19 protein-coding genes and 1 riboswitch are annotated in these 20,246 nt (G+C 72.9%); of the genes, 7 read left to right on the forward strand and 12 right to left on the reverse strand.

Annotation, left to right across the window (positions count from 1 at the left end):
* Positions 1 to 12: 12 nt before the first annotated feature.
* The 4 genes from BJZ21_RS11970 to BJZ21_RS11985 all read right to left on the reverse strand — a co-directional run bounded on the left by BJZ21_RS11970 (position 13) and on the right by BJZ21_RS11985 (position 3,151).
* Entirely contained in the window at positions 13 to 954 is a 942-nt protein-coding gene (locus BJZ21_RS11970) for an ROK family glucokinase (protein WP_179663957.1), read from the reverse strand.
* Positions 951 to 1,391 (reverse strand): hypothetical protein, encoded by a 441-nt coding sequence (locus BJZ21_RS11975; RefSeq protein WP_179663958.1) that lies wholly within the window; start codon positions 1,389 to 1,391, stop codon positions 951 to 953. The genes BJZ21_RS11970 and BJZ21_RS11975 overlap by 4 nt, the downstream gene beginning before the upstream one ends.
* 65 nt (positions 1,392 to 1,456) lie before the next feature.
* Positions 1,457 to 2,677 (reverse strand): TRC40/GET3/ArsA family transport-energizing ATPase, encoded by a 1,221-nt coding sequence (locus tag BJZ21_RS11980; RefSeq protein ID WP_179663959.1) that lies wholly within the window; start codon positions 2,675 to 2,677, stop codon positions 1,457 to 1,459.
* A 21-nt stretch (positions 2,678 to 2,698) separates the two neighbouring features.
* Entirely contained in the window at positions 2,699 to 3,151 is a 453-nt protein-coding gene (locus BJZ21_RS11985) for an SRPBCC family protein (RefSeq protein ID WP_179663960.1), read from the reverse strand.
* Between the two features lie 130 nt (positions 3,152 to 3,281).
* Between BJZ21_RS11985 and BJZ21_RS11990 the strand changes: the two genes are divergently transcribed.
* Positions 3,282 to 5,069 carry an AMP-binding protein gene (locus BJZ21_RS11990; protein ID WP_179663961.1) on the forward strand — a complete coding sequence of 596 codons (1,788 nt, stop codon included), beginning with the start codon at positions 3,282 to 3,284 and terminating at the stop codon, positions 5,067 to 5,069.
* Between the two features lie 37 nt (positions 5,070 to 5,106).
* Here the strand turns inward: BJZ21_RS11990 and BJZ21_RS11995 are convergent, their stop codons facing one another.
* The 5 genes from BJZ21_RS11995 to BJZ21_RS21770 form a co-directional block, all read right to left on the reverse strand.
* Entirely contained in the window at positions 5,107 to 6,372 is a 1,266-nt protein-coding gene (locus tag BJZ21_RS11995; RefSeq protein ID WP_343052109.1) for a M48 family metalloprotease, read from the reverse strand.
* Entirely contained in the window at positions 6,369 to 7,577 is a 1,209-nt protein-coding gene (locus tag BJZ21_RS12000) for a hypothetical protein (protein ID WP_179663962.1), read from the reverse strand. Before BJZ21_RS12000 ends, BJZ21_RS11995 begins: the two co-directional genes overlap by 4 nt.
* A 37-nt stretch (positions 7,578 to 7,614) precedes the next feature.
* Positions 7,615 to 8,598: a C40 family peptidase gene (locus BJZ21_RS12005; RefSeq protein WP_343052110.1), complete on the reverse strand. Its 984-nt coding sequence runs from the start codon at positions 8,596 to 8,598 to the stop codon at positions 7,615 to 7,617.
* Positions 8,599 to 8,659: 61 nt separating this feature from the next.
* Positions 8,660 to 8,808: riboswitch (cyclic di-AMP (ydaO/yuaA leader) on the reverse strand.
* 159 nt (positions 8,809 to 8,967) lie between these two features.
* Positions 8,968 to 9,174, reverse strand: coding sequence for a hypothetical protein (locus BJZ21_RS12010; protein ID WP_179663964.1), 207 nt, complete (start codon positions 9,172 to 9,174; stop codon positions 8,968 to 8,970).
* A 91-nt stretch (positions 9,175 to 9,265) separates the two neighbouring features.
* Positions 9,266 to 10,570, reverse strand: coding sequence for an NYN domain-containing protein (locus BJZ21_RS21770; RefSeq protein WP_179663965.1), 1,305 nt, complete (start codon positions 10,568 to 10,570; stop codon positions 9,266 to 9,268).
* Positions 10,571 to 10,675: 105 nt separating this feature from the next.
* Between BJZ21_RS21770 and BJZ21_RS12020 the strand changes: the two genes are divergently transcribed.
* Positions 10,676 to 12,457, forward strand: a complete 1,782-nt coding sequence (locus tag BJZ21_RS12020) for a DEDD exonuclease domain-containing protein (RefSeq protein ID WP_179663966.1) — start codon at positions 10,676 to 10,678, stop codon at positions 12,455 to 12,457.
* 22 nt (positions 12,458 to 12,479) lie between these two features.
* Entirely contained in the window at positions 12,480 to 12,758 is a 279-nt protein-coding gene (locus BJZ21_RS12025; protein ID WP_179663967.1) for an Lrp/AsnC ligand binding domain-containing protein, read from the forward strand.
* A 55-nt stretch (positions 12,759 to 12,813) separates the two neighbouring features.
* Here the strand turns inward: BJZ21_RS12025 and trpD are convergent, their stop codons facing one another.
* Genes trpD through BJZ21_RS12040 form a run of 3 tightly spaced genes read right to left on the reverse strand, consistent with a single transcriptional unit; the run spans position 12,814 to position 15,276 of the window.
* Positions 12,814 to 13,851, reverse strand: coding sequence for an anthranilate phosphoribosyltransferase (gene trpD / locus BJZ21_RS12030; protein WP_179663968.1), 1,038 nt, complete (start codon positions 13,849 to 13,851; stop codon positions 12,814 to 12,816).
* Between the two features lie 8 nt (positions 13,852 to 13,859).
* Positions 13,860 to 14,282 (reverse strand): Rv3143 family two-component system response regulator, encoded by a 423-nt coding sequence (locus tag BJZ21_RS12035; protein ID WP_179663969.1) that lies wholly within the window; start codon positions 14,280 to 14,282, stop codon positions 13,860 to 13,862.
* A 10-nt stretch (positions 14,283 to 14,292) separates the two neighbouring features.
* Positions 14,293 to 15,276 (reverse strand): cytochrome c oxidase assembly protein, encoded by a 984-nt coding sequence (locus BJZ21_RS12040; protein ID WP_179663970.1) that lies wholly within the window; start codon positions 15,274 to 15,276, stop codon positions 14,293 to 14,295.
* Positions 15,277 to 15,342: 66 nt separating this feature from the next.
* Between BJZ21_RS12040 and ctaE the strand changes: the two genes are divergently transcribed.
* From ctaE to qcrB, 4 genes are read left to right on the forward strand one after another with little or no spacing between them, the layout of a single operon-like run.
* Entirely contained in the window at positions 15,343 to 15,990 is a 648-nt protein-coding gene (ctaE, locus tag BJZ21_RS12045) for an aa3-type cytochrome oxidase subunit III (RefSeq protein WP_179663971.1), read from the forward strand.
* Positions 15,991 to 16,044: 54 nt separating this feature from the next.
* The gene (gene qcrC / locus BJZ21_RS12050; RefSeq protein WP_343052111.1) at positions 16,045 to 16,914 is read left to right on the forward strand and encodes a cytochrome bc1 complex diheme cytochrome c subunit; all 870 of its coding nucleotides are present in this window, start codon (positions 16,045 to 16,047) and stop codon (positions 16,912 to 16,914) included.
* A gap of 44 nt (positions 16,915 to 16,958) precedes the next feature.
* Positions 16,959 to 17,975, forward strand: a complete 1,017-nt coding sequence (gene qcrA / locus BJZ21_RS12055; RefSeq protein WP_343052266.1) for a cytochrome bc1 complex Rieske iron-sulfur subunit — start codon at positions 16,959 to 16,961, stop codon at positions 17,973 to 17,975.
* A 2-nt stretch (positions 17,976 to 17,977) separates the two neighbouring features.
* Positions 17,978 to 19,723 carry a cytochrome bc1 complex cytochrome b subunit gene (gene qcrB / locus BJZ21_RS12060; protein WP_425490509.1) on the forward strand — a complete coding sequence of 582 codons (1,746 nt, stop codon included), beginning with the start codon at positions 17,978 to 17,980 and terminating at the stop codon, positions 19,721 to 19,723.
* Positions 19,724 to 20,246: the final 523 nt, after the last annotated feature.

Raw genomic sequence — 20,246 nt, forward strand, 5'->3', positions numbered from 1 at the left:
GGAGCCCCGGTCCTAGCGGCGGGAGAGGTCGGCCGCGCCGATCAGGCCGGCGTGGTTGCCCAGCCGCGCCTTCCGGATCTCGGGGATCGGCCGGAACCCGCGACCGACGAGCTGGGCCGCGAAGGCGGTCCGGGTCGGCTCGAGCAGCAGGTCGTCGGCCTCGCTCACGCCGCCGCCGATCACCACGACCTCCGGGTCGAGGATCTCGGTCAACGACGCGATCCCCTCGCCCAGCCAGCGACCGAGCTCGGCGAGCTGCTGGAGCGCGCCGGCGTCGCCGGCCTGCGCCGCCTCGGTGATCAGCGGACCGGTGATCCTGTTCAGCTCGCCCCCCGCCCGCGCGAGCATCCCCTCGGCGATCATCGCGCCACTCAGCGCGAGCGCCCGGGCCTCGCGCACCAGCGCCGACCCGGAGGCGTACTGCTCGAAACAGCCGTGCTTGCCGCAGCCGCACAGGATCCCGTTGGGCACCACGCGCATGTGGCCGATCTCCGCACCGACACCGTTCGCCCCGCGGTAGACCTCACCGTCGAGCACCAGCCCGCCGCCGACCCCGGTCCCGACCGTCACCAGCAGGAGATCCTGGGCGTCGTGCGCGGCGCCGTAGCGGAACTCGCCCCACGCAGCCGCGTTGGCGTCGTTCTCGATCACGACGGGCAGGCCCACCCGCTGCTCGAGCTCGCCCTTGAGGTCCTCGTTGCGCCAGGCGACGTTCGGCGCGAAGAGCACCACCGCGCGCGCCTTGTCCACGTAGCCCGCGGCGCCGACCCCGACGGTCTCGATGTCGTGGCGCGAGCGCAGCTCGCTCACCAGGCCGGCGATGGCCTCCTCGATGGCCGCGGCGTCGCTCGCCGGCGACTCGACCCGCATCTCCTCGAGGACCTTCCCGTCCTCGTCCACCACGCCGCCGGCGATCTTGGTGCCGCCGACGTCAATCCCACAGGCCAGCGTCATTCCTCGTCCTCCCCGGGCCAGTGCCCGCGGTCAGTGTCCCCGTCGATGTCCCCGCCGATGTCCCCGTCAGTGTCCCCGCCGATGTCGCCGTCGGCGGGCTCGTCCTCGAGATCGATGTGCTCGACCCCCGCCGTCCTGCTCCCGGCGTCCTCCGGCACCGCCGTCGCCAGCAGCCCGGCCGCGGCCTGCAGCAAGGAGGATGCTGCCACGGCCAGGTGGGCCCGCACCTCGGGGCTCGTCTGCCGGACCACGTGCACCACCCGGCACACCGGGCACCAGGTGCACTCCGGAGCCCCGGTGGCCAGGTGCTCGTCCGCGCCGTGGGCGGCCCCCGCCGCGTGATCCGCCAGCCCGGACAGCCCGGTCCCGAGGTCGGAGCCGTGCTCGCGGGCCCAGTCCGACAGCGCCCCGACCAGCTTCAGCGCCTCCTCGGACACGCTTCCGACCCGGTCGTCCGGCCCAGGGCCGCCCGACGGGCCCGTCCCGGGACCTCCTGACTCACTCACGATCCCGCTCCTGACCCCATGTTGTCCGTGTCCGGTGTCGTCGGTTCCGGCGCCGAGGGTTCTTCGAACCTCACCTGCAGCTCCCCCTCCTCCATCCGGGCCCCGGCCACGCGGTGGCGCACCAGCCCGGCGGGCAGGGTGAGGAGACGACGATACGACCCGACGGTCACGACCAGGTCGTCGCCTCGGCGGGCCAGGTCGACCTCGGCGCGCGTGATGTTCGGCAGCGCCAGTCGCAGCACCACCCCGCGGGCGCCCCGGGTCACACGGAACGGGCCGGCGGTGGCGGGACGCGCGAAGGGGTCGTCCGCGCCGTACAGCTCGCGGGCCAGGTCGGCCAGCGCGCCCACGCCCACCGGCTCCCCGGGTCGATAGACCGACCGCCACAGCGGCAGACCCGGGAACGACTGGGCCGCCTCGGCCAGCACCGCGGCCTGGGCCGCGACCCAGCCCGCGCGCCACGGGTCCTCGCCCCCGGCCGGGAAGACCCGGTTGGCGACCACGCCGTCCACCCGGTAGCCGAACAGCGAGAGCGTCGTGTAGGAGCGGCGGGCCTCGGCGAGCACGACGCTCTCCGGCGTCAGCACCAGGCGTACGCCGGCGTCCGGACCCGAGAGCAGGGCGTGGACCTCGTCGAGCTCGGCGTGCAGGCGCTCGACCGCGTCGAACACGCTGTCCCCGGGCATCGGCACGCCGGCGGCCCGGGACAGCACCGGGCGCAGCGCCTTGACCAGGCCGCGCTGGACCGGCAACACCCGTCGCATGTACCAGCCGAGCGCCTCGGGCAGCGCCAGCAGCCGGAGCGTCTCGCCGGTGGGCGCGCAGTCGACCACGACGACGTCCCAGGCGCCGGAGAGCGCGTGCAACCGCAGCTCCAGCAGCGCGAGCACCTCCTCCGCGCCGGGGATCACGGTCAGCTCCTCGGCGGCGACCGGGTCGACGCCCGCGACGTCGAGCACCGACAGGAGGTAGCGCTGGACGTCGGCCCAGGACTGCTCGAAGCGGAGCTGGGCGTCGACCTGCTGGACGAAGAGGTGGTCGGCCACGGGGGTCGGGTCGGGCCCCACCCGCACCCCGAACGCGTCGGCCAGGGAATGTGCCGGGTCGGTGGACAGCACCAGCGTCCGCAGCCCCCGGGAGGCGGCCAGCGCGGCGGTCCCGGCGGCCACCGTCGACTTGCCGACGCCACCCTTGCCGGTGAACAGGAGGATGCGCACGGTGGGGTGGTCGCGGCCGGTTCAGGCCAACGACTCGACGCGCTTCTTCAGGCCCCTGAGCGCGGTGTCGATGAGGATCTTCTCCCCCTTGCGCTTCAGCATCCCGATCAGCGGGATCGAGACGTCGAGGGCCAGCTGGTAGGTGACCTCGGTGACGCCGCTGTCGCGCTCGCGCAGGAGGTAGGCGCCGTCCAGCGCGCGCAGCATCTTGCCCTCGACGAGGGTCCAGGTGACCGCGAGGTCGCCCTGCCAGTCGTAGGACAGGGTGTACTCGTCGCGGATCGGCGAGACGTCGAGCTCGAAGAAGACCTCGCGGGCGCGACCGGCCGCCCCACCGGAGTCGTAGGAGGAGACGATGTCGGCGGTGGTGACGCCCTTGGCCCACTGCGGGTAGGCCTCGAAGTCGGCGATCACGCCCATGACCTCGGCGGGACCGGCCTCGATGTCGATCGAGGACGTCGTCTGCTCTGCCATGGGCCGGAGAGTACCGGATACCTGGGGTGGGTGACGCGGCGGTAACCTCACCCGACGACCCTCGTTCCCCCAGCGCAGCACCCCACCGTCGCCAGCGACGGAGGTCGACCCACGCCTTGAGGAGGCATCCGTGCGTGAGTTCTCCACGCCCCTGACGATCGAGGTCCCACGCACGGCGAACCTCACCGACGACGTGGTGACCAACGCCCAGGAGGCCCCCGACGCGGTCGTGTTCAACCGTCGCCGTGGCGGCCGTTGGGAGGACGTCACCGCGGCGACGTTCCTGACCGAGGTGAGCGCGGTGGCCAAGGGGCTCCTCGCCGCCGGGATCGAGGCCGGCGACCGGGTCGCACTGATCTCGCGGACCCGCTACGAGTGGACGCTGCTCGACTACGCCATCTGGTTCGCCGGCGCGGTGACCGTCCCGGTCTACGAGACCTCCTCGGCCGAGCAGATCGAGTGGATCCTCCGTGACTCGGCGGCCCGCGCGGTCGTCGCCGAGACCCCCGACCACATGGCCCGGGTCGTCGAGGCTCGCCGGGACCTCGACCAGCTCAACCACGTCTGGTCGATCACCGACAACGCGGTCGACGTGCTGAGCCGGCTCGGCGCCGACATCGGCGACGAGGTGCTCGAGGAGCGGCGGCGCACCGCCGGCCCGGAGGACCTGGCCACGCTGATCTACACCTCGGGCACCACCGGCCGCCCCAAGGGCTGCATGCTCACCCACGGCAACTTCATGTTCGAGCTGGGCGTGGCCGTGGACGAGCTGGAGCGGCTGTTCACCACCGAGGACGCCTCGACCCTGCTGTTCCTGCCGCTGGCGCACGTCTTCGCCCGGATCATCCAGGTCGGCGCGGTCAAGTCGCGCACCCGTCTCGGGCACAGCGCGGACATCAAGAACCTGCTCGACGACCTGCAGGCCTTCCGGCCGACGTTCATCCTGGCCGTGCCGAGGGTCTTCGAGAAGGTCTTCAACACCGCCTCGCAGAAGGCGACCGCCGACGGCCGCGGGCGCATCTTCGACCTCGCCGCCGAGACCGCGATCGCCTGGTCCCGCGGGCAGGACCGGGGCCGCCACTCGCTGCTGCTCCGGGCGCGCCACGCGGTCTTCTCCCGGCTGGTCTACAGCCGGCTCCGCGAGGCGCTCGGCGGCCACTGCCAGTACGCCGTGTCCGGGGGCGCGCCGCTGGGCGACCGGCTCGGCCACTTCTACCGTGGCATCGGCCTGACCGTGCTCGAGGGCTACGGCCTCACCGAGACCACCGCCGCGCTCACCGTCAACCTCCCCGACGCGGTCAAGATCGGCACGGTGGGCCGGCCGTTGCCCGGCACCACCGTCCGCGTGGCGGAGGACGGGGAGCTGCTGTTCCAGGGCGGCCAGGTCTTCCACGGCTACTGGCACAACGACGAGGCCACCGCCGAGGCGTTCCTCGGGGACGGCTGGTTCCACACCGGCGACGTCGGCGAGGTCGACGAGGAGGGCTTCGTCCGGATCACCGGGCGCAAGAAGGAGATCCTCGTGACCGCGGGGGGCAAGAACGTCGCCCCGGCCGTCCTCGAGGACCGGCTCCGGGCGCACCCGCTGGTGAGCCAGTGCATGGTCGTCGGGGACGGGCAGCCGTTCATCGCGGCCCTGGTGACCCTCGACCCCGAGTCCCTGCCCGCCTGGCAGGAGGCCCACCACAAGAGCGGCTCGATCAAGGACCTGGTGGACGACCCGGACCTGCGCCAGGAGATCCAGGCGGCGGTCGACGAGGCGAACAAGGCGGTGTCCAAGGCGGAGTCGATCCGCAAGTTCCGGATCCTCTCGGAGGACTGGACCGAGGAGGACGGCCAGCTCACCCCCAGCCTGAAGCTCAAGCGCAGCGTGGTGATGCGGGAGTTCCGCGACGAGGTCGCGGCCCTCTACAGCTGACCCGCACCACCGGGCGGCTCGCGGGCCGCCCGGCCGATCACCCGCCGGCGGAGGGCGGGTCGGCCGCCGCGTCGCCGCGCCGCTCGAGCTGGCGGGCGATCGCGATCCGGGTCAGGGCCGTCGGGTGACTGCCGAACCACAGCTGCGACAGCGCCGGCGGCACGGGGTCGGCCAGGGCGCGCACGGACAGCTCGCGCTGCATGTCGATGAAGGCGCCGGCGTCGTGCGTGGCCTCGAGCGCATCCACGTCGGCCCGGGTCTCGATCTTCCGGCTGACCAGGTTCACCCCCGGGCTGGCGAGCAGCGTGCCGACCGCGACCAGGGCGAGCAGCAGCGGCACCACCCGGGGGTCGCCGACGTCGCGGCGCCACGGTCCCGCCGAGACCAGCAGGCCGAGCAGCCCCACCGCCGCCAGTGACCCCGCGGCGCCGATCAGCGCGCCGATCAGCGGGTCCTGGTGGCGGGCGTGGGCGAGCTCGTGGGCCACCACCGAGAGCGCCTCGCGCGGCGGCAGGTCGTTGACCAGGTTGTCGTACACCACGACCCGGCGGGTGCTGCCGAAGCCCGAGACGTAGGCGTTCAGCGTGGTCGTGCGCCGGGAGGCGTCGGCCACCAGCACGTCGTCGACGCGCACGTGCTCGACCGCCGCGAGGTGCAGGATCTCGCTGCGCAGCTCGCCCACCGGCAGCGGCGTGAAGTCGTTGAAGAGCGGCTCGACGACCACCGGGTAGACGAACGACCCGAGCAGCACCAGCGCCGCGAGCAGGCCGCCGGCGACCGCCGGCCAGGCCGTGGGCCAACGCCGGGCACAGGCGAGCAGGACCACCACGCCGATCGAGGTGGTGACGATCGCGACCGCCTCGCTGCGGGCCATGTCGGCCGCGAAGCCGGTCCAGGACTGGTGGCTCAGCCCGTGCTCGCGGACCAGTCGGCGCAGCAGCACGGCGAACGGGAGCGTGATCACCCGGCCGATCACCGCGAGCGCGGCGACGGCCAGCACGGCCTGCAGCCACCACGGGCCGGGCAGCCGCGCGACGAGCGCGGCGCCGTACCGGCTGAAGCCGAGCCAACAGGCCACCAGCAGCCCGACCGCCAGGGAGCTCCAGCTCCAGACCCGGGCCCAGCGCGAGAACGCCTCGGCCTCGCGGACCTGCGCGGCGCTGAACACGGAGTCGGCGGGCGCCGGCGGCGGGGTGCCGCCCGGCACCGGGTGCCACGGCACCAGCCAGGCGGCGAGGCCGACCATCAGCACCACTCCTACGAGGAGGACGACCAGCGAGGTCCTCGTGGCGGTGGCGGTCACGACGCCAAGTCTGACAGCAGGGTCCGCCACCGGTGGGTGAGGTCCGCGGTCGTCAGGCCGGTGTCGGCACGCAGCGCCCGACCGAGCGGGTCGCCCGCCCGGACGTCGTCGTAGAGCCGGACCAGCGCCGCCTGCCCCGCGGTCCGGGCGACCAGGCGGCAGGCGAGCCAGGCGCTCTCGTAGGTCGCGCCCAGGTGCGTCGTGGTCGTGTCGAACTCGGCGGCGCCCGGGAGGTGCTCGGGTGGGCCGTGGCGGCGCACCTGGCGGATGATGCCACCGGCGGTGGTCCGCAGCGGCAGGTCGACGTCGCGCAGCGCGACGTAGTCGGCGAACCCCTCGACCAGCCAGAGCGGCATGGCGCTGGTGGCGGCGCCGGTGGCCACGTGCACGGCCTCGTGGCTCATCACCACCTGGGCCCCCTGCGGCCGCAGCTCACCGAACACCGCCGGGTTCACGAAGACGTGGACGGGGGCGTCGGTCCGGGTCGAGCCGTCGACCGTGGCGGTGACGGCGGCGATGTTGGCGTACTGCCCGGGGTCCGCGTCGAGCGTGCGGTCCAGCGCCTGCGCGGAGGCCGGCACCTCGACCACGAGCCCGGACCGCCACCGGGGCAGCACGCGGCGCACGACCGTGAGCGCGGTGCGGGCCCGGCGGGCGTAGGCGTCGGCCTCGCCGGCGGGACCGGCCACGAGCACGAGGGTGGCCGGGCTGCGGCGCACCTGGACGGGGCCGCTGAGCCACAGCGGCGTGCGGTGGTCGCCGCCACCGACGCCGGCGATCGTCACCTCCGGTCCGTGCGCCACGAACCGCACGGTGGTCTCCGCGTGCGCGGGCGTGCGATCGAATCCGGCGAACCGCCAGGTGGCCGCCACCGAGGCCGACCAGCCGCCGCCCGGGGCGACGCCGCCCTCCTCGTCGACGTAGCGCAGCGTGAAGTCCTCGACGTGCAGCCGGCGGGCGTTGGCGACGACGCCGCCCAGCAGCCGGGCGGCGGCCTGGTCGCCCGTCGGGGCGAGCGCGCGCGCCGCCGCGGGGTGCCCGCGGTCCACTGCTCGCTCCAGCCGGTGGAGGGCGTCCGCGGCGGCCGCCGGCTGCGCCCGGGCCGCCTCGTGCCGGCTCGGTTGCGCCACGTAGGGCTGCCGGTCGAGCACGGCCCAGGCCACCAGGCCGACCACGACCAGCACGGACAGCGAAAGGCCGGCCACCCACCAGCGTGGGCGACCGGCCTTCGCGCGAGCGGGATCAGCCAGGACGGACCGCACCGACGTACGGCATGGAGTGCAGGCTGGTCACCTTCACACCGACGCTGGGGTTCTCGGCGTTCACGATCATGCCGTTGCCGATGTACATGCCGACGTGGCTGATCGGCTGGTAGTAGAAGACCAGGTCGCCCGGCTGCAGCTCGCTCTCCGAGACATGCGGGCCCGAGCTGTACTGGGCGCTGGAGGAGTGCGGCAGCGAGACGCCGGCCTGCGCCCACGCCACCATGGTCAGGCCCGAGCAGTCCCAGGCGCTCGGCCCGGCGGCGCCGTAGACGTAGGCCTCACCGACCTGCGCCATCGCGAAGCTGACCGCGGCACCCGCCCGTCCGGAGGCGGGGACGGAGGTCGTGGCGACCGGGGTGCGCACGGTGCTGCTGCGGGAGACCATCCGCTCGCGCTGCTGGGCCTTGAGCTTGCCGAGCAGCGAACGCGCCTCGGCGAGCTTCTCGTCGACGGTCGACTTCTCCTGGGCGAGCTGGTGCTCGACGTCGGCGAGCTGCGCGGCCCGCTTCTGCGTCGCGGAGCTGCGGATCTGCAGGGCCCTCACCTGCGTCGAGTAGTCCTCGAAGAGCTGGCCCTGCAGGTCGTTGAACGCCGACATGGTCGAGAGCTGGGCCAGGAACTGGCTCGGGTCCTTGGAGACGACGACCTGGCCGACCGCGCCGATGCTCTGGCCCTCGTACTGGCGTACGACGGAGTCCTGGACCTGCTGCTGGACGGCCGAGAGCCGATCGTCCTGGCGCTTCTGGTCGGACTTCAGCGAGGCCAGGTCCTTGCGGATGTCCTGCAGCTGGAGCTTGGCGTCGTTGTACCGCTCCGAGGCCTGCTCGGCCTGGTGGTAGAGGGTGTCGACCCGGGCCTGGACGTTGTCGATGCTGGGCTTGTTGGGCTGCGCCTGGGCAGAGGTGGCGGGGATGATCCCCACGACCGCGGCGAGGGCCAGTCCGGACAGCGCGGCGCCCACGGGGCGTGCGGTGATTCGCTTCCGACCGTTCATGTGAGCGGGCGGTCTCCCTTGCGTGTCGTACGCCTACCGGGTGAGCTGACGGGTTCGGGCACGACTCGCCCTACACCCGCTCCTCGACGGCCCCCGTGCCATCGCCTTGCGGGTGATTCACCCCAGGTGGGTTGGTTCCCCGGCTCCCGGGCCTCCGAGCAGGTCCGGGACTAAGCGCGGCGCCCGCGCGGATCCGGTCTGATCCACGTTCACGGGCACCTGAGCGCCACAGATTAGTGGTCCGGACACCCCTGCAACAAACCGCCCCCTGCATGTCGGGGACTTTTCCCGTCACTCCGAGACCTCCGACCCCACAGGTCACACAGACCACGTCTGTCACGCGGACTCGATGTGGGTCCCGTCCAGGGGCTGGACCATCCGCAGCGGCGGCACGAGCCCGGAGCCGGCCAGCACGTCGAGGGCCCGGCGCTCGTCGTCGTCGAAGGTCAGCTCGGGCGGGGGCCCGAGCAGCACGGTCACCACGCAGTCGTGGCAGGCCAGCCCGCGCACGGCGCAGCTGTCGCAGTCGATTCTCGTCGTCATGTCCGGGACCCTCGCAGCGACCACCGACACCCCGGGGCCGACAGGGCGCCGTACGGCGTGTCGCGAGCACCGGACCGGCCCGGATCGGGGCTCAGCTGAGCAGCTCGACCAGCGCGCCCGACGCGAAGGGCCGGGCCCCGGCCCGGGCCACGTCCGAGGCCACCTGCTGGTCGCTGCTGACGACCACGACCACCCGGCCCGCCGGCTCCGCGGCGACGAGGTCACGGATCACGTCGTCGGCGATCACCCCCTCCGGGCTGAAGACGACCTTCACGCCGCGCGGGGCCGGCGCGGCGGTGCGTGCCGTGGCGGCGGCCGCGTCGAACACCACCGTGGTCTCCACGCCCAGCCGGGCGACGAGCGGCGCGAGGCCGGCCACCAGGCGGCCGCGCTGGGCCTCGAGCGGGGCGGTCGGCCAGGCGGTCTTGCTCACGTTGTAGCCGTCGACGACCAGGCGGGCCCGCGGGAGCGCCAGGACCCGCTCCAGCCTGGAGGAGTTGGCCGAGGGCGCCGACACGGACCCACCCGCCCGCTCGCCGGCCGCGCGGGCCAGCCCCGCCTCGAGGCGGTCGCCCGGCGCGCCGTCGACGCTCGGCAGCGCGAGCTCGCGCCGCAGCCCCGAGGCGGCGTCGATGACCGTGTCCAGCAACAGCCGCGCCCGCAGCGTCACCTCGTCGCGCTCGGACCTCGCGGCGCGCCTGCCGGCGACGACCTCGGCCTCGAGCTGGTCGATCCGCTCGCGCAGCCGCCGCAGCTCCTTGTCCTGCACGGCCGCCTGGGCGGCGGCCCGGGTCCGGGCCTGCTCGGCCTCGTGCTCGTAGCCGGCGGCGGCCTCCCGCGTGGCCCGCTCGGCGGCGCGGGACTCGCCCAGCTTGCGGCGCAGCGAGGCGTTCTCGGCCTTGTACTCCTCGACCTGGGCCCGGCTGCGCTGGCGCAGGTCGCGCAGCGCCTGCTCGGCCTCGGCGAGCCGGTCCCGCAGCCGGACCGCCTCCCCGGTGTCCCTCGAGGCAGCCTCGTGGCGCGTGCGGATCTCCTCGGTGCGGGCCGCGACCAGCTGCTCCCACCCCTCCGGACGGACCAGCCACGCGAGCGCCGCCACCTCGGCCGGGTCGCCCTCGGCGTCCCCGGCGACCAGCGCGGCGGCCTCGTGGGACGACCGGGCCGCGACCTGGGTGCCGATCCGCTCGCGCAGGTCCTCGTCGCCGTCGAGGGCGTCGGTGATCGCGGTGGCGCCGAGCCGGGTCCGGCGCTGCGGCGCGAAGCCCGCCACCCGGCGCAGCGCCGGCGGGAGCCGGACGACCTGGGGCAGCACCTCGGCCGTCAGCGCCACGACCCGCACGCGCACGGCGTCGGGCAGCTCGCCGAGGGCGAGCGGGGGCTGGGACACGGCGGTCACGAGGGCTCCATGGGTCGGGTGCGGCACGGGTGTTCGTGCTCTCACTTGCACCCTAGTCCGCGCGGCACACCCGGGTTGTCGGCGCTCGGCTCTAGCGTCACGGGCATGAGCAGCGCCGTTCAGGGTGCGCCCTCGCAGTGGGAGGCGCAACGCAGTTTCGACGAGTTGGGGCGCCCGCTGCGGGAGACGACGTTCTGCGTCGTGGACCTCGAGACGACCGGCGGCTCGGCCCAGGCCGGGTCGATGATCACCGAGATCGGTGCGGTCAAGGTGCGGGGCGGCGAGGTCCTCGGCGAGTTCCAGACCCTGGTGAACCCGCACACCGAGATCCCGGCCTTCATCGCCGTGCTCACCGGCATCAGCAACACGATGGTGGCCGACGCACCCTCGATCGAGACCGCGCTGCCCGCGCTGCTCGAGTTCGCGGCCGGCTGCGTGCTGGTCGCGCACAACGCGCCGTTCGACGTGGGCTTCCTCAAGCACTTCGCCGAGCAGCAGGGACGCCCCTGGCCGCGCTTCGAGGTGCTCGACACCGCCCGGCTGGCGCGCCGCGTGATCACCCGCGACGACGCGCCCAACTGCAAGCTCTCCTCGCTCGCCCGGGTCTTCAACGCCTCGACCACGCCCAACCACCGGGCGCTCTCCGACGCCAGGGCGACCGTGGACGTCCTGCACGGGCTGATGGAGCGGCTCGGCGCGCTCGGCGTGCACACCCTCGAGGAGCTGCAGACCTTCTCCTCCCGGGTCACCACCGCGCAGCGTCGCAAGCGTCACCTGGCCGAGGGGCTCCCCCACGCGCCGGGCGTCTACCTCTTCCGCGACGACCGGTCGCGGGTGCTCTACGTCGGCACCTCCCGTGACCTGCGCACCCGGGTCCGGTCCTACTTCACCGCCTCGGAGACCCGCTCGCGGATGGGCGAGATGGTCGGCCTGGCCTCGGCGGTCGACGGCCTGGAGTGCGCGACCGCGCTCGAGGCCGAGGTCCGCGAGCTGCGCCTCATCGCCGAGCACAAGCCGAAGTACAACCGCCGCTCGCGCTACCCGGAGAAGGTGCACTTCCTCAAGCTGACCCGCGAGCCGTGGCCCCGGCTGTCGCTGGTCCGGCGCGTGCTGGACGACCAGGCCGACTACCTCGGCCCGTTCTCCTCCAAGAAGTCCGCGGAGAAGTGCCTCGCGGCCCTGCACGACACCTTCCCCGTGCGGCAGTGCTCCGAGCGGCTGTCGCGGGAGCCCTCCCGGTCGCCGTGCGTGCTGGCCGAGATGGGCCGGTGCCTCTCCCCCTGCGACGGCAGCGTCGACGAGACGACGTACGCCGCGGTCGTGCGCCAGCTGCGCGACTCCCTGCTGCGACGCCCCGACGAGGTCGTGACGGCCATCAACGCGCGGATGGCCACGCTCGCCGCCGACGAGCGCTTCGAGGAGGCCGGTGCGCACCGCGACCGGCTGGCGGCGTTCGTGCGGGCCGCGGCGCGCACCCAGCGGCTCTCCGCGCTCACCCGGTGCCCCGAGGTCGTCGCCGCCCGGCGCGAGGACGACGGCCGCTGGTCGGTCCACGTGGTGCGGCACGGCCGGCTCGCCGCGGCCGGCACCATCCCGCCCGGGGCCGACGCCCACCAGTACGTCGCGGAGCTGCGCGCCTCCGCCGAGACGGTCCGGGCGGCCCCCGGGCCGGTGCCGGCGGCGAGCGCCGAGGAGACCGAGAAGATCCTGCGCTGGCTGGAGTCGCCGGGCATCCGCCTGGTCGAGGTCGACGGCGAGTGGACCTGCCCCGTCGCCGGCGCCACCCGGCACCTGGCGATCCACGACGCGGTCAACCAGTCGCGGCTCTCCCTGGTGCCGTTCGAGGATCGGCGCGGGCTGACCCCCGTGCACCGGCCCGCGCGGTGACCCGATGTCCTAGCCTGTGGTCGTGATCACCGCCATCGTCTTCGTCAAGGCCGACGTCGCCCGCATCCCCGAGGTCGCCGAGGCGATCGCCGCCCTCGACGGCATCAGCGAGGTCTACTCGGTGACCGGCCAGATCGACCTGATCGCGCTCGTGCGGGTGCGCAACCACGACGACGTCGCCGGCGTCGTCGCCGACCGGCTCAACAAGGTCCCCGGCGTCACCTCGACCGAGACCCACATCGCGTTCCGCGCCTACTCCCGCCACGATCTGGAGTCCGCGTTCTCCCTCGGGCTCGACTAGCGCCCGTCGCAGCCCCGGCGCGGGGGCTCACGCGGAGCCGGCGCGGGGCCGGCGGTCAGGAGGCCGACGAGGCGGCCACCCACCGCTCGAGGGTGGCCTGCGCGGCGCCGGAGTCCACCGCCTCGTTCGCTCGGGCCAGTCCCGCGTCGAGCGCCTGGCCGACCGGCTCGGACGGCGCGTCGTGGACCGCCAGCGCTGCGGCCGCGTTGAGCAGCACCGCGTCACGCACGGGCCCGCGCTCGCCGGCCAGGACCCGCCGCACCACCTCGGCGTTGTAGGCCGGCTCACCGCCCCGCAGCGCCTCCAGGGAGGACAGCGACAGGCCGTGGTCGCGCGGGTCGATGGTCGTGCGCTCGATCTCCCCCGCGCGCACGGTCCACACCGAGGACGTGGTCGTGGTGGTGAGCTCGTCGAGGCCGTCGTCGCCGCGGAACACCCAGGCGTCCACTCCCCGGCGGGCGAACACCCCGGCCATGACCGGCGCCATCCGTAGGTCCGCGCAGCCGATGGCCTGCGCCTGGGGCCGCGCGGGGTTCACCAGCGGGCCGAGGAAGTTGAAGGTCGTGCCGATGCCCAGCTCGCGCCGCGGCACCGCCGTGTGGCGCATGCCCGGGTGGAAGACCGCGGAGAAGCAGAACGTGATGCCGGCCTCCTCGGCCACCGCCCCCACGCGGTGCACCGGCAGGTCCAGCCGGATCCCGAGCTCCTCCAGCACGTCGGCGGAGCCGGACTTGGAGGAGGCGGAGCGGTTGCCGTGCTTGACCACCCGGGCGCCGGCGCCCGCGGCGACGATCGCGGCCATCGTCGAGATGTTCACCGACATGGAGCGGTCCGCGCCGGTGCCGACGATGTCGAGCAGGCGTCCGGGCACGCTCAGCGGCTGGCAGGCGGCATACATCGCCTCGGTGAGCCCGGTGACCTCCTCGGTCGTCTCACCCTTGGCGCGCAGCGCCACCGCGAAGCCGGCGACCTGCACCGGGGTGGCCTCGCCGGCCACGATCTCGCCCATGGCCCAGGCCGTCTGCTCGGAGGTCAGGTCGGTCCCCGCGACCAGGGCGCTGAGCACCTCCGGCCAGGTCGTCGTCACCGTCATCGCCGCGCTCAGGTGCCGGCCGGCACCCGCGAGCGCAGCAGCGCCACCACGGTCTCGGCGAGCTGGACGGGGTCGAGCGGGTGCGGCACGGCCGCGTCGGCGCGCGACCAGGTGGCCAGCCAGGCGTCCTGCGGGCGGCCGGTGAGCACCACCAGCGGCGGGCACCGGTAGATCTCGTCCTTGAGCTGCTTGGCGATGCCCATCCCACCGGCGGGCACGGCCTCGCCGTCGAGGATCGCCAGGTCGATCCGGCCGGCGTCCATGTTCTGCAGGACCACGGGCTCGGTCGCGACCTCGACGTACTCCACCTCCGGCAGGTCGGGGTGGGGGCGGCGGCCGAGGGCCAGGATGACCTGCTGGCGGGTGTTCACGTCGTCGCTGTAGACGAGCACCTTCAGCGGCGCGGTGCGGGACGAGGTCGTGTCGGTCACGGCCGCGATGCTACCCGTCGAGGGCCGGCGCGTCCGGCCGGGCCGCACGCCGCGTGGCGCGCGGGTCGGCCGCCCGGGCCGCCCGCGCCTCCAGCAGGTCGAGGCGACGGTCCTCGCGGGCGGCCTCCTTCGTCGAGGCGCGCACCCACTGGGCGAAGAGCACGCCGAAGAAGGCCAGGCCGACGAGGTCGCCCGAGCCCCACAGGATCCCGCCGGCGAGGTGCTGGTCGGCGGCGGGATCGGGCAACCAGGCACCCATCCGTCCGTCGTGCAGCGACGGATACCAGTCGTGGCCGATCAGCGTGCCCTGCCCCATGATCGTGACGCCCAGGAAGGCGTGGAAGGGCAGGGTGAGCACCACCAGCAGCATCCGGGCCGGGTAGCCCACCCGACCCGGCACCGGGTCGACGCCCACGAGCGGCCAGAAGAACAGCGCCCCGACCAGCACCAGGTGGACGTGCATCATCTCGTGCACGAAGGTCGAGTGCAGGGACGCGTCGTACCACCCGCTGAAGTAGAGCGCCCACGGGGAGACCACGTAGAGCGCGAGGGTCAGCGGCGGGAACGACAGCACCCGGGCGACGCGGGAGTGCAGGAGCGCGAGCAGCCACGCGCGCGGGCGCGCGGGCAGGGTACGCAGCGCCAGCGTGACCGGCGCGCCCAGCGCCAGCGCGAGCGGCACCAGCATCGCGAGGATCATGTGCTGGACCATGTGCACGCTGAGCAGCGTGAGGTCGTAGGTGCCCAGGCCCGAGGCCGTCGCGAACCAGAACGCGCCCATGCCGACCGGCACGAAGGCGACCGTGCGGCCCACCGGCCAGCGGTCGCCACGGCGGCGGAGCGTCGCCACGCCGACCAGGTAGAGGCCCCCCGCCCACACCGTCAGGACCAGGGGCAGCGGCTCGAACGACCAGGCGGTGAGGACTCCTCCGATCGTGAACCTCGGCAGGGTCGCCACGGCCTCCCAGACGGCGACGGACGCGGCACCCAGCATGTGACGAAGGATAAGTCGGCACAAGGGGAGGGGGTCGGGGTGCCCCGGGCCGGAGGTCAGGACATAATGACGTCCGTGGCGACAGCAACTGCGATTCCTGCATCCCGACTGCACGGGCACCACGACCGGCCGAGCATGGTCAGCGTCGGGACGATCATCTGGCTCTCCAGCGAGCTCATGTTCTTCGCGGCGCTCTTCGCGTCGTACTTCACGATCCGCGCGGTGAGCCCCGACCTGTGGGCCCAGAACACCGAGCGCCTCGACGTGCCGTACGCCGCGGTGAACACCACGATCCTCGTGCTCTCCTCGCTGACCTGCCAGCTCGGCGTGTTCGCCGCCGAGCGCGGCCAGGTGGGGCGCACCGGATCGGTGTTCAAGGTCAAGGGCTGGGGCCTGCGCGAGTGGTTCGTCCTGACCTACATCATGGGCGCGGTCTTCATCGGTGGCCAGGCCAGCGAGTACGCCTCCATGATCAAGGAGGGCACCACGATCCAGGACTCCGCCTACGGCACGATGTTCTACCTGACCACCGGCTTCCACGGCATCCACGTGACCGGCGGCCTGATCGCCTTCCTGTTCGTGCTCGGCCGCACGTTCATGGCCCGCAGGTTCACCCACGAGCAGGCGGTCAGCGCCATCGTCGTGTCCTACTACTGGCACTTCGTCGACGTCGTGTGGATCGGGCTGTTCGCCACCATCTACCTCATCCAGTGACGCCGAAGTACTGATGACGTCGGAACCCACCAGGACTCCCAGCAAGGAATCGATGTGCGTCTCCTGAACCGCTCCGCCGGTCGACTCTCCCGGCACCGTCGCGGACCACTCGCCGGCATCGCGGTGCTGGTGCTCGGGCTGCTGATGGTCGGCAGCCTCTACGCCGCCTTCTCCCCCGCCCAGGCCCAGCAGGCCCAGAGCGACGCCGACCAGGCGGCCAAGGGCCGCCAGCTGTTCCTCGTCGGCTGCGCCTTCTGCCACGGCCAGAACGGCGAGGGCATCCGCACCCAGAACGGCAACGAGCTCGCGCCGCCGCTGGTCGGCGTGGGTGCCGCCGCGGTCGACTTCCAGGTCGGCACCGGCCGGATGCCCATGGCCCAGCCCGGGCAGCAGGCGCCTCGCAAGCCGACGGTCTACACCGACGAGGAGATCGCCCAGCTCGCGGCGTACGTCGCCTCCCTGGGCCCCGGCCCGGCCGTGCCGACCGCGCAGGACTACTCGACCGCGGGCCTGAGCGACGCGCAGAAGGAGGAGGCGATCGTCCGCGGTGGCCAGATCTTCCTCACCAACTGCACCGCGTGCCACAACTTCGAAGGCTCCGGCGGCGCCATGCCCCGCGGCGGCTACGCCCCCCGGATCCGTGGGGTCCCGCCGAAGTACATCTACGAGGCCATGCTGACCGGTCCTCAGGCCATGGACACCTTCTCCAACGGCAACCTGTCGCCGGAGGAGAAGCGGGACGTGATCGCCTACCTCGGCTCCCTGAAGGAGGCCCCCGCCTACGGCGGCTTCGGCCTCGGCGGCCTCGGCCCGGTGCCGGAAGGCCTGGCCGGCTGGCTGATCGGCATCGGCGCCCTGGTCGGCTTCGCCGTCTGGATCGCGGCCCACACCACGCGCTCGAGCAAGAAGAAGGTGGAAGCGTGAGCGACACGCACGACAACGTCCCCGAGCAGGACTCGCACGGGTCCGTGCCGGCGACGTTCGCCGACGAGCCGATCGCGAACCCGGGCCTGCCCCCGCACCACTGGCGGCCCTCCGACGTCGACGAGAAGGCCGAGAAGCGCGCCGAGCGCCAGGTCGCGACCCTCTACGGGCTCTCGCTGGTCTGCACGGTCCTGTTCCTGGTCTCCTACTTCGTCTTCCACGTCGGCGACCACTGGGACACCATCGGCGGCCTCGGCGCCTCGACCTTCGCGCTGGGACTGACCCTGGGCGGCGCCCTGCTGTTCATCGGCAGCGGCACGATCCAGTGGGCGCGCAAGCTGATGGTCGACCACGAGATCGTCGAGTACCGCCACCCGGCCGCCTCCCCGGAGAGCGACCGGGAGGCCGCGCTGGCCGCGCTCGACGCCGGCGTCAGCGAGTCCGGCATCGCCCGGCGTCCGCTGGTGCGCAACAGCCTCCTGGGCGCCGTCGGCATCCTCGGCCTGCCGGCGATCGTGATGCTGCGCGACCTCGGCCCGCTGCCGGGCGACAAGCTCAGCCACACGATCTGGGAGAAGGGCATGCGCGTCGTCCGCGACGTCGTCGGCACCCCGATCAAGGTCTCCGACCTCGAGATCGGTGACCTGGTCAACGCCGAGCCCGAGGCGCTCTTCCCCACCGAGGCCAACGGCTACCCGCCGATCGAGGGCACCGACCTGCAGCAGGCGAAGGTCAAGGCGGCCGTGATCGTGCACCGCATGGAGCCCGACGACATCATCTCCGAGCAGACCCGCAACTGGTCGGTCGAGGGGATCGTCGTCTACTCCAAGATCTGCACCCACGTCGGCTGCCCGATCTCGCTCAACGAGCGCACGACGCACCACCTGCTCTGCCCGTGCCACCAGTCGACCTTCGACCTGACCGACTCCGGCAAGGTCATCTTCGGCCCGGCCGGGCACGCCCTCCCGCAGCTGCCGCTCACCGTGGACAGCGAGGGCTACCTGATCGCCCAGAGCGACTTCACCGAACCCGTGGGACCAAGTTTCTGGGAGCGTGGCTGACAGTGAGTATCGACACCAGCAAGGTCGCGTCCAGCAACGCGACCACGGCCGCCACACCTGGCAAGTCCAGCAAGGCCGGAGCCGTGGCCGCCTGGGCGGACGACCGCCTCGGCCTCGCCTCGGCCATGAAGAAGAACATCCGCAAGGTGTTCCCCGACCACTGGTCGTTCATGCTCGGCGAGATCGCGCTGTGGAGCTTCGTGGTCCTGCTGCTCTCGGGCGTGTTCCTGACCCTGTGGTTCGTCCCCAGCATGGGCGAGGTCACCTACCAGGGGTCCTACGACCCGCTACGCGGTGTGACCGTCTCGGAGGCCTTCAACTCCGCGCTGACGCTGTCCTTCGACGTGCGCGGCGGCCTGCTGATGCGCCAGCTGCACCACTGGGCGGCACTGATCTTCATCTCCGCGATGATGATCCACCTGCTGCGCGTCTACTTCACCGGCGCGTTCCGCAAGCCGCGTGAGGTGAACTGGGTGATCGGCTGCTTGCTGCTGCTGCTCGGCACCCTGGAGGGCTTCACCGGCTACTCGCTCCCCGACGACCTGCTCTCCGGCACCGGCGTCCGCGCCGCGGACGGCTTCATGAAGTCGATCCCGCTGGTCGGCAGCTACCTGTCGTTCTTCATCTTCGGCGGCGAGTTCCCCGGCGACGCGATCATCCCGCGCCTGTTCACCGTGCACGTGCTGCTGATCCCCGGCCTGCTGCTGGCCCTGATCGCGGCCCACATGCTGCTGCTCGTCTACCACAAGCACACGCAGTGGCCCGGCCCCGGCCGCACCGAGGACAACGTGGTCGGCTTCCCGATGCTCCCCGTCTACGCCGCGAAGGCCGGTGGCTTCTTCTTCATCGTCTTCGGTGTCTGCGCCACGATGGGCGGGCTGCTGTCGATCAACCCGGTGTGGAAGTTCGGCCCCTACGACCCGACCAAGGTCACCGCGGGCTCACAGCCTGACTGGTACATGGGCTGGCCCGACGGCCTGCTGCGCATCATGCCGGGCTGGGAGTTCACGTTCTGGGGCCACACGTTCCCGTTCAACGTGTTCCTCCCGGTGATCTTGATGCCGGGCCTGATGTTCACGGTCCTGCTGCTGCTGCCGTTCATCGAGTCCTGGGTCACCGGCGACAAGCGCGACCACCACCTGCTCGAGCGTCCCCGCAACGCCCCCACGCGCACGGCCGTGATGGTCTCGCTGATGGTGTTCTACGGGGTGGCCTGGATGGCGGGTGGCAACGACATCATCGCGATCAAGCTGCACGCGAGCATCAACCAGATCACCTACTTCAACCGGGCGGCGCTGTTCATCGGGCCGGCGATCGGGTTCTTCATCACCCGCCGCTGGTGCATCTCGCTGCAGCGCCACGACAAGGAGACGCTGCTGCACGGCTACGAGTCGGGCATCATCATGCGCTCCCCCGAGGGTGGCTACAGCGAGCGGCACCTGCCGCTGCCGGTCGACAAGGCCTACACGCTGACCGCCCGGGCGCGCGACGAGTTCCCGTCGCTCGGCGGCGAGCCGGACGCCAACGGCGTACCTGCTCCGCACTCCCCCGGCCAGAAGCTGCGCGGCAAGCTGGCGACGCTCATGTACGCCGACAACGTGCAGAAGCCGACCAGTGAGGAGCTCGAGGAGGCGCACCACCACACCGACCACGAGCACGAGCTCCAGGCCGGCCTCGACCACGCGGCCGACGGCCACCAGTTCGACGGCCACCACACCGTCGACGAGGAGAACCTGCGCTCGCACTGAGCGTCGAGAGACATCGAAGGGCCCGTCCGGATCAACTCCGGGCGGGCCCTTCGTCAGTGGTGGCGGGTGCGGACGCCGCTGCAGGAATCCCCGGCCAGCCGGGGATCCCCTCGCTTGTCGGCCGTTGCAACGCCCCCCAACCGAGGGCACACCCTGACAACCCCGCGCCCGAGGAGAGCCCCGCCTGCGGCCGAAGTCGAGGCAGGCGCCGGCCGGCCCTCAGCGGGGGGCCGCGCCACCGGGCGGTACGCCGGACGCCGCTGCAGGGATCCCCGGCCAGCCGGGGATTCCCTCGGTTGTCAGCCGTTGCAACGCCCCCCAACCGAGAGGACACCCTGACAACCCTCGCGCCCGCCCGGGGGCCCGCGGCTCCGGCCGACGCCGAGGCAGGCGCCGGCCGGCCCTCAGCGGGGGGCCGCGCCACCGGGCGGTACGCCGGACGCCGCTGCGGGGATCCCCGGCCAGCCGGGGATTCCCTCGGTTGTCAGCCGTTGCAACGCCCCCCAACCGAGAGGACACCCTG

Source organism: Nocardioides panaciterrulae (assembly GCF_013409645.1).
In the GTDB taxonomy this organism is placed as follows: domain Bacteria; phylum Actinomycetota; class Actinomycetes; order Propionibacteriales; family Nocardioidaceae; genus Nocardioides; species Nocardioides panaciterrulae.

What these genes read in the sequence shown, in the direction of transcription:
- BJZ21_RS11970 (WP_179663957.1), bottom strand. Translation starts at nt 954, where the DNA reads ATGACGCTGGCCTGTGGGATTGACGTCGGCGGCACCAAGATCGCCGGC.
- BJZ21_RS11985 (WP_179663960.1), bottom strand. Translation starts at nt 3,151, where the DNA reads ATGGCAGAGCAGACGACGTCCTCGATCGACATCGAGGCCGGTCCCGCC.
- BJZ21_RS12010 (WP_179663964.1), bottom strand. Translation starts at nt 9,174, where the DNA reads ATGACGACGAGAATCGACTGCGACAGCTGCGCCGTGCGCGGGCTGGCC.
- BJZ21_RS12020 (WP_179663966.1), top strand. Translation starts at nt 10,676, where the DNA reads ATGAGCAGCGCCGTTCAGGGTGCGCCCTCGCAGTGGGAGGCGCAACGC.
- trpD (WP_179663968.1), bottom strand. Translation starts at nt 13,851, where the DNA reads ATGACGGTGACGACGACCTGGCCGGAGGTGCTCAGCGCCCTGGTCGCG.
- BJZ21_RS12040 (WP_179663970.1), bottom strand. Translation starts at nt 15,276, where the DNA reads ATGCTGGGTGCCGCGTCCGTCGCCGTCTGGGAGGCCGTGGCGACCCTG.
- ctaE (WP_179663971.1), top strand. Translation starts at nt 15,343, where the DNA reads ATGACGTCCGTGGCGACAGCAACTGCGATTCCTGCATCCCGACTGCAC.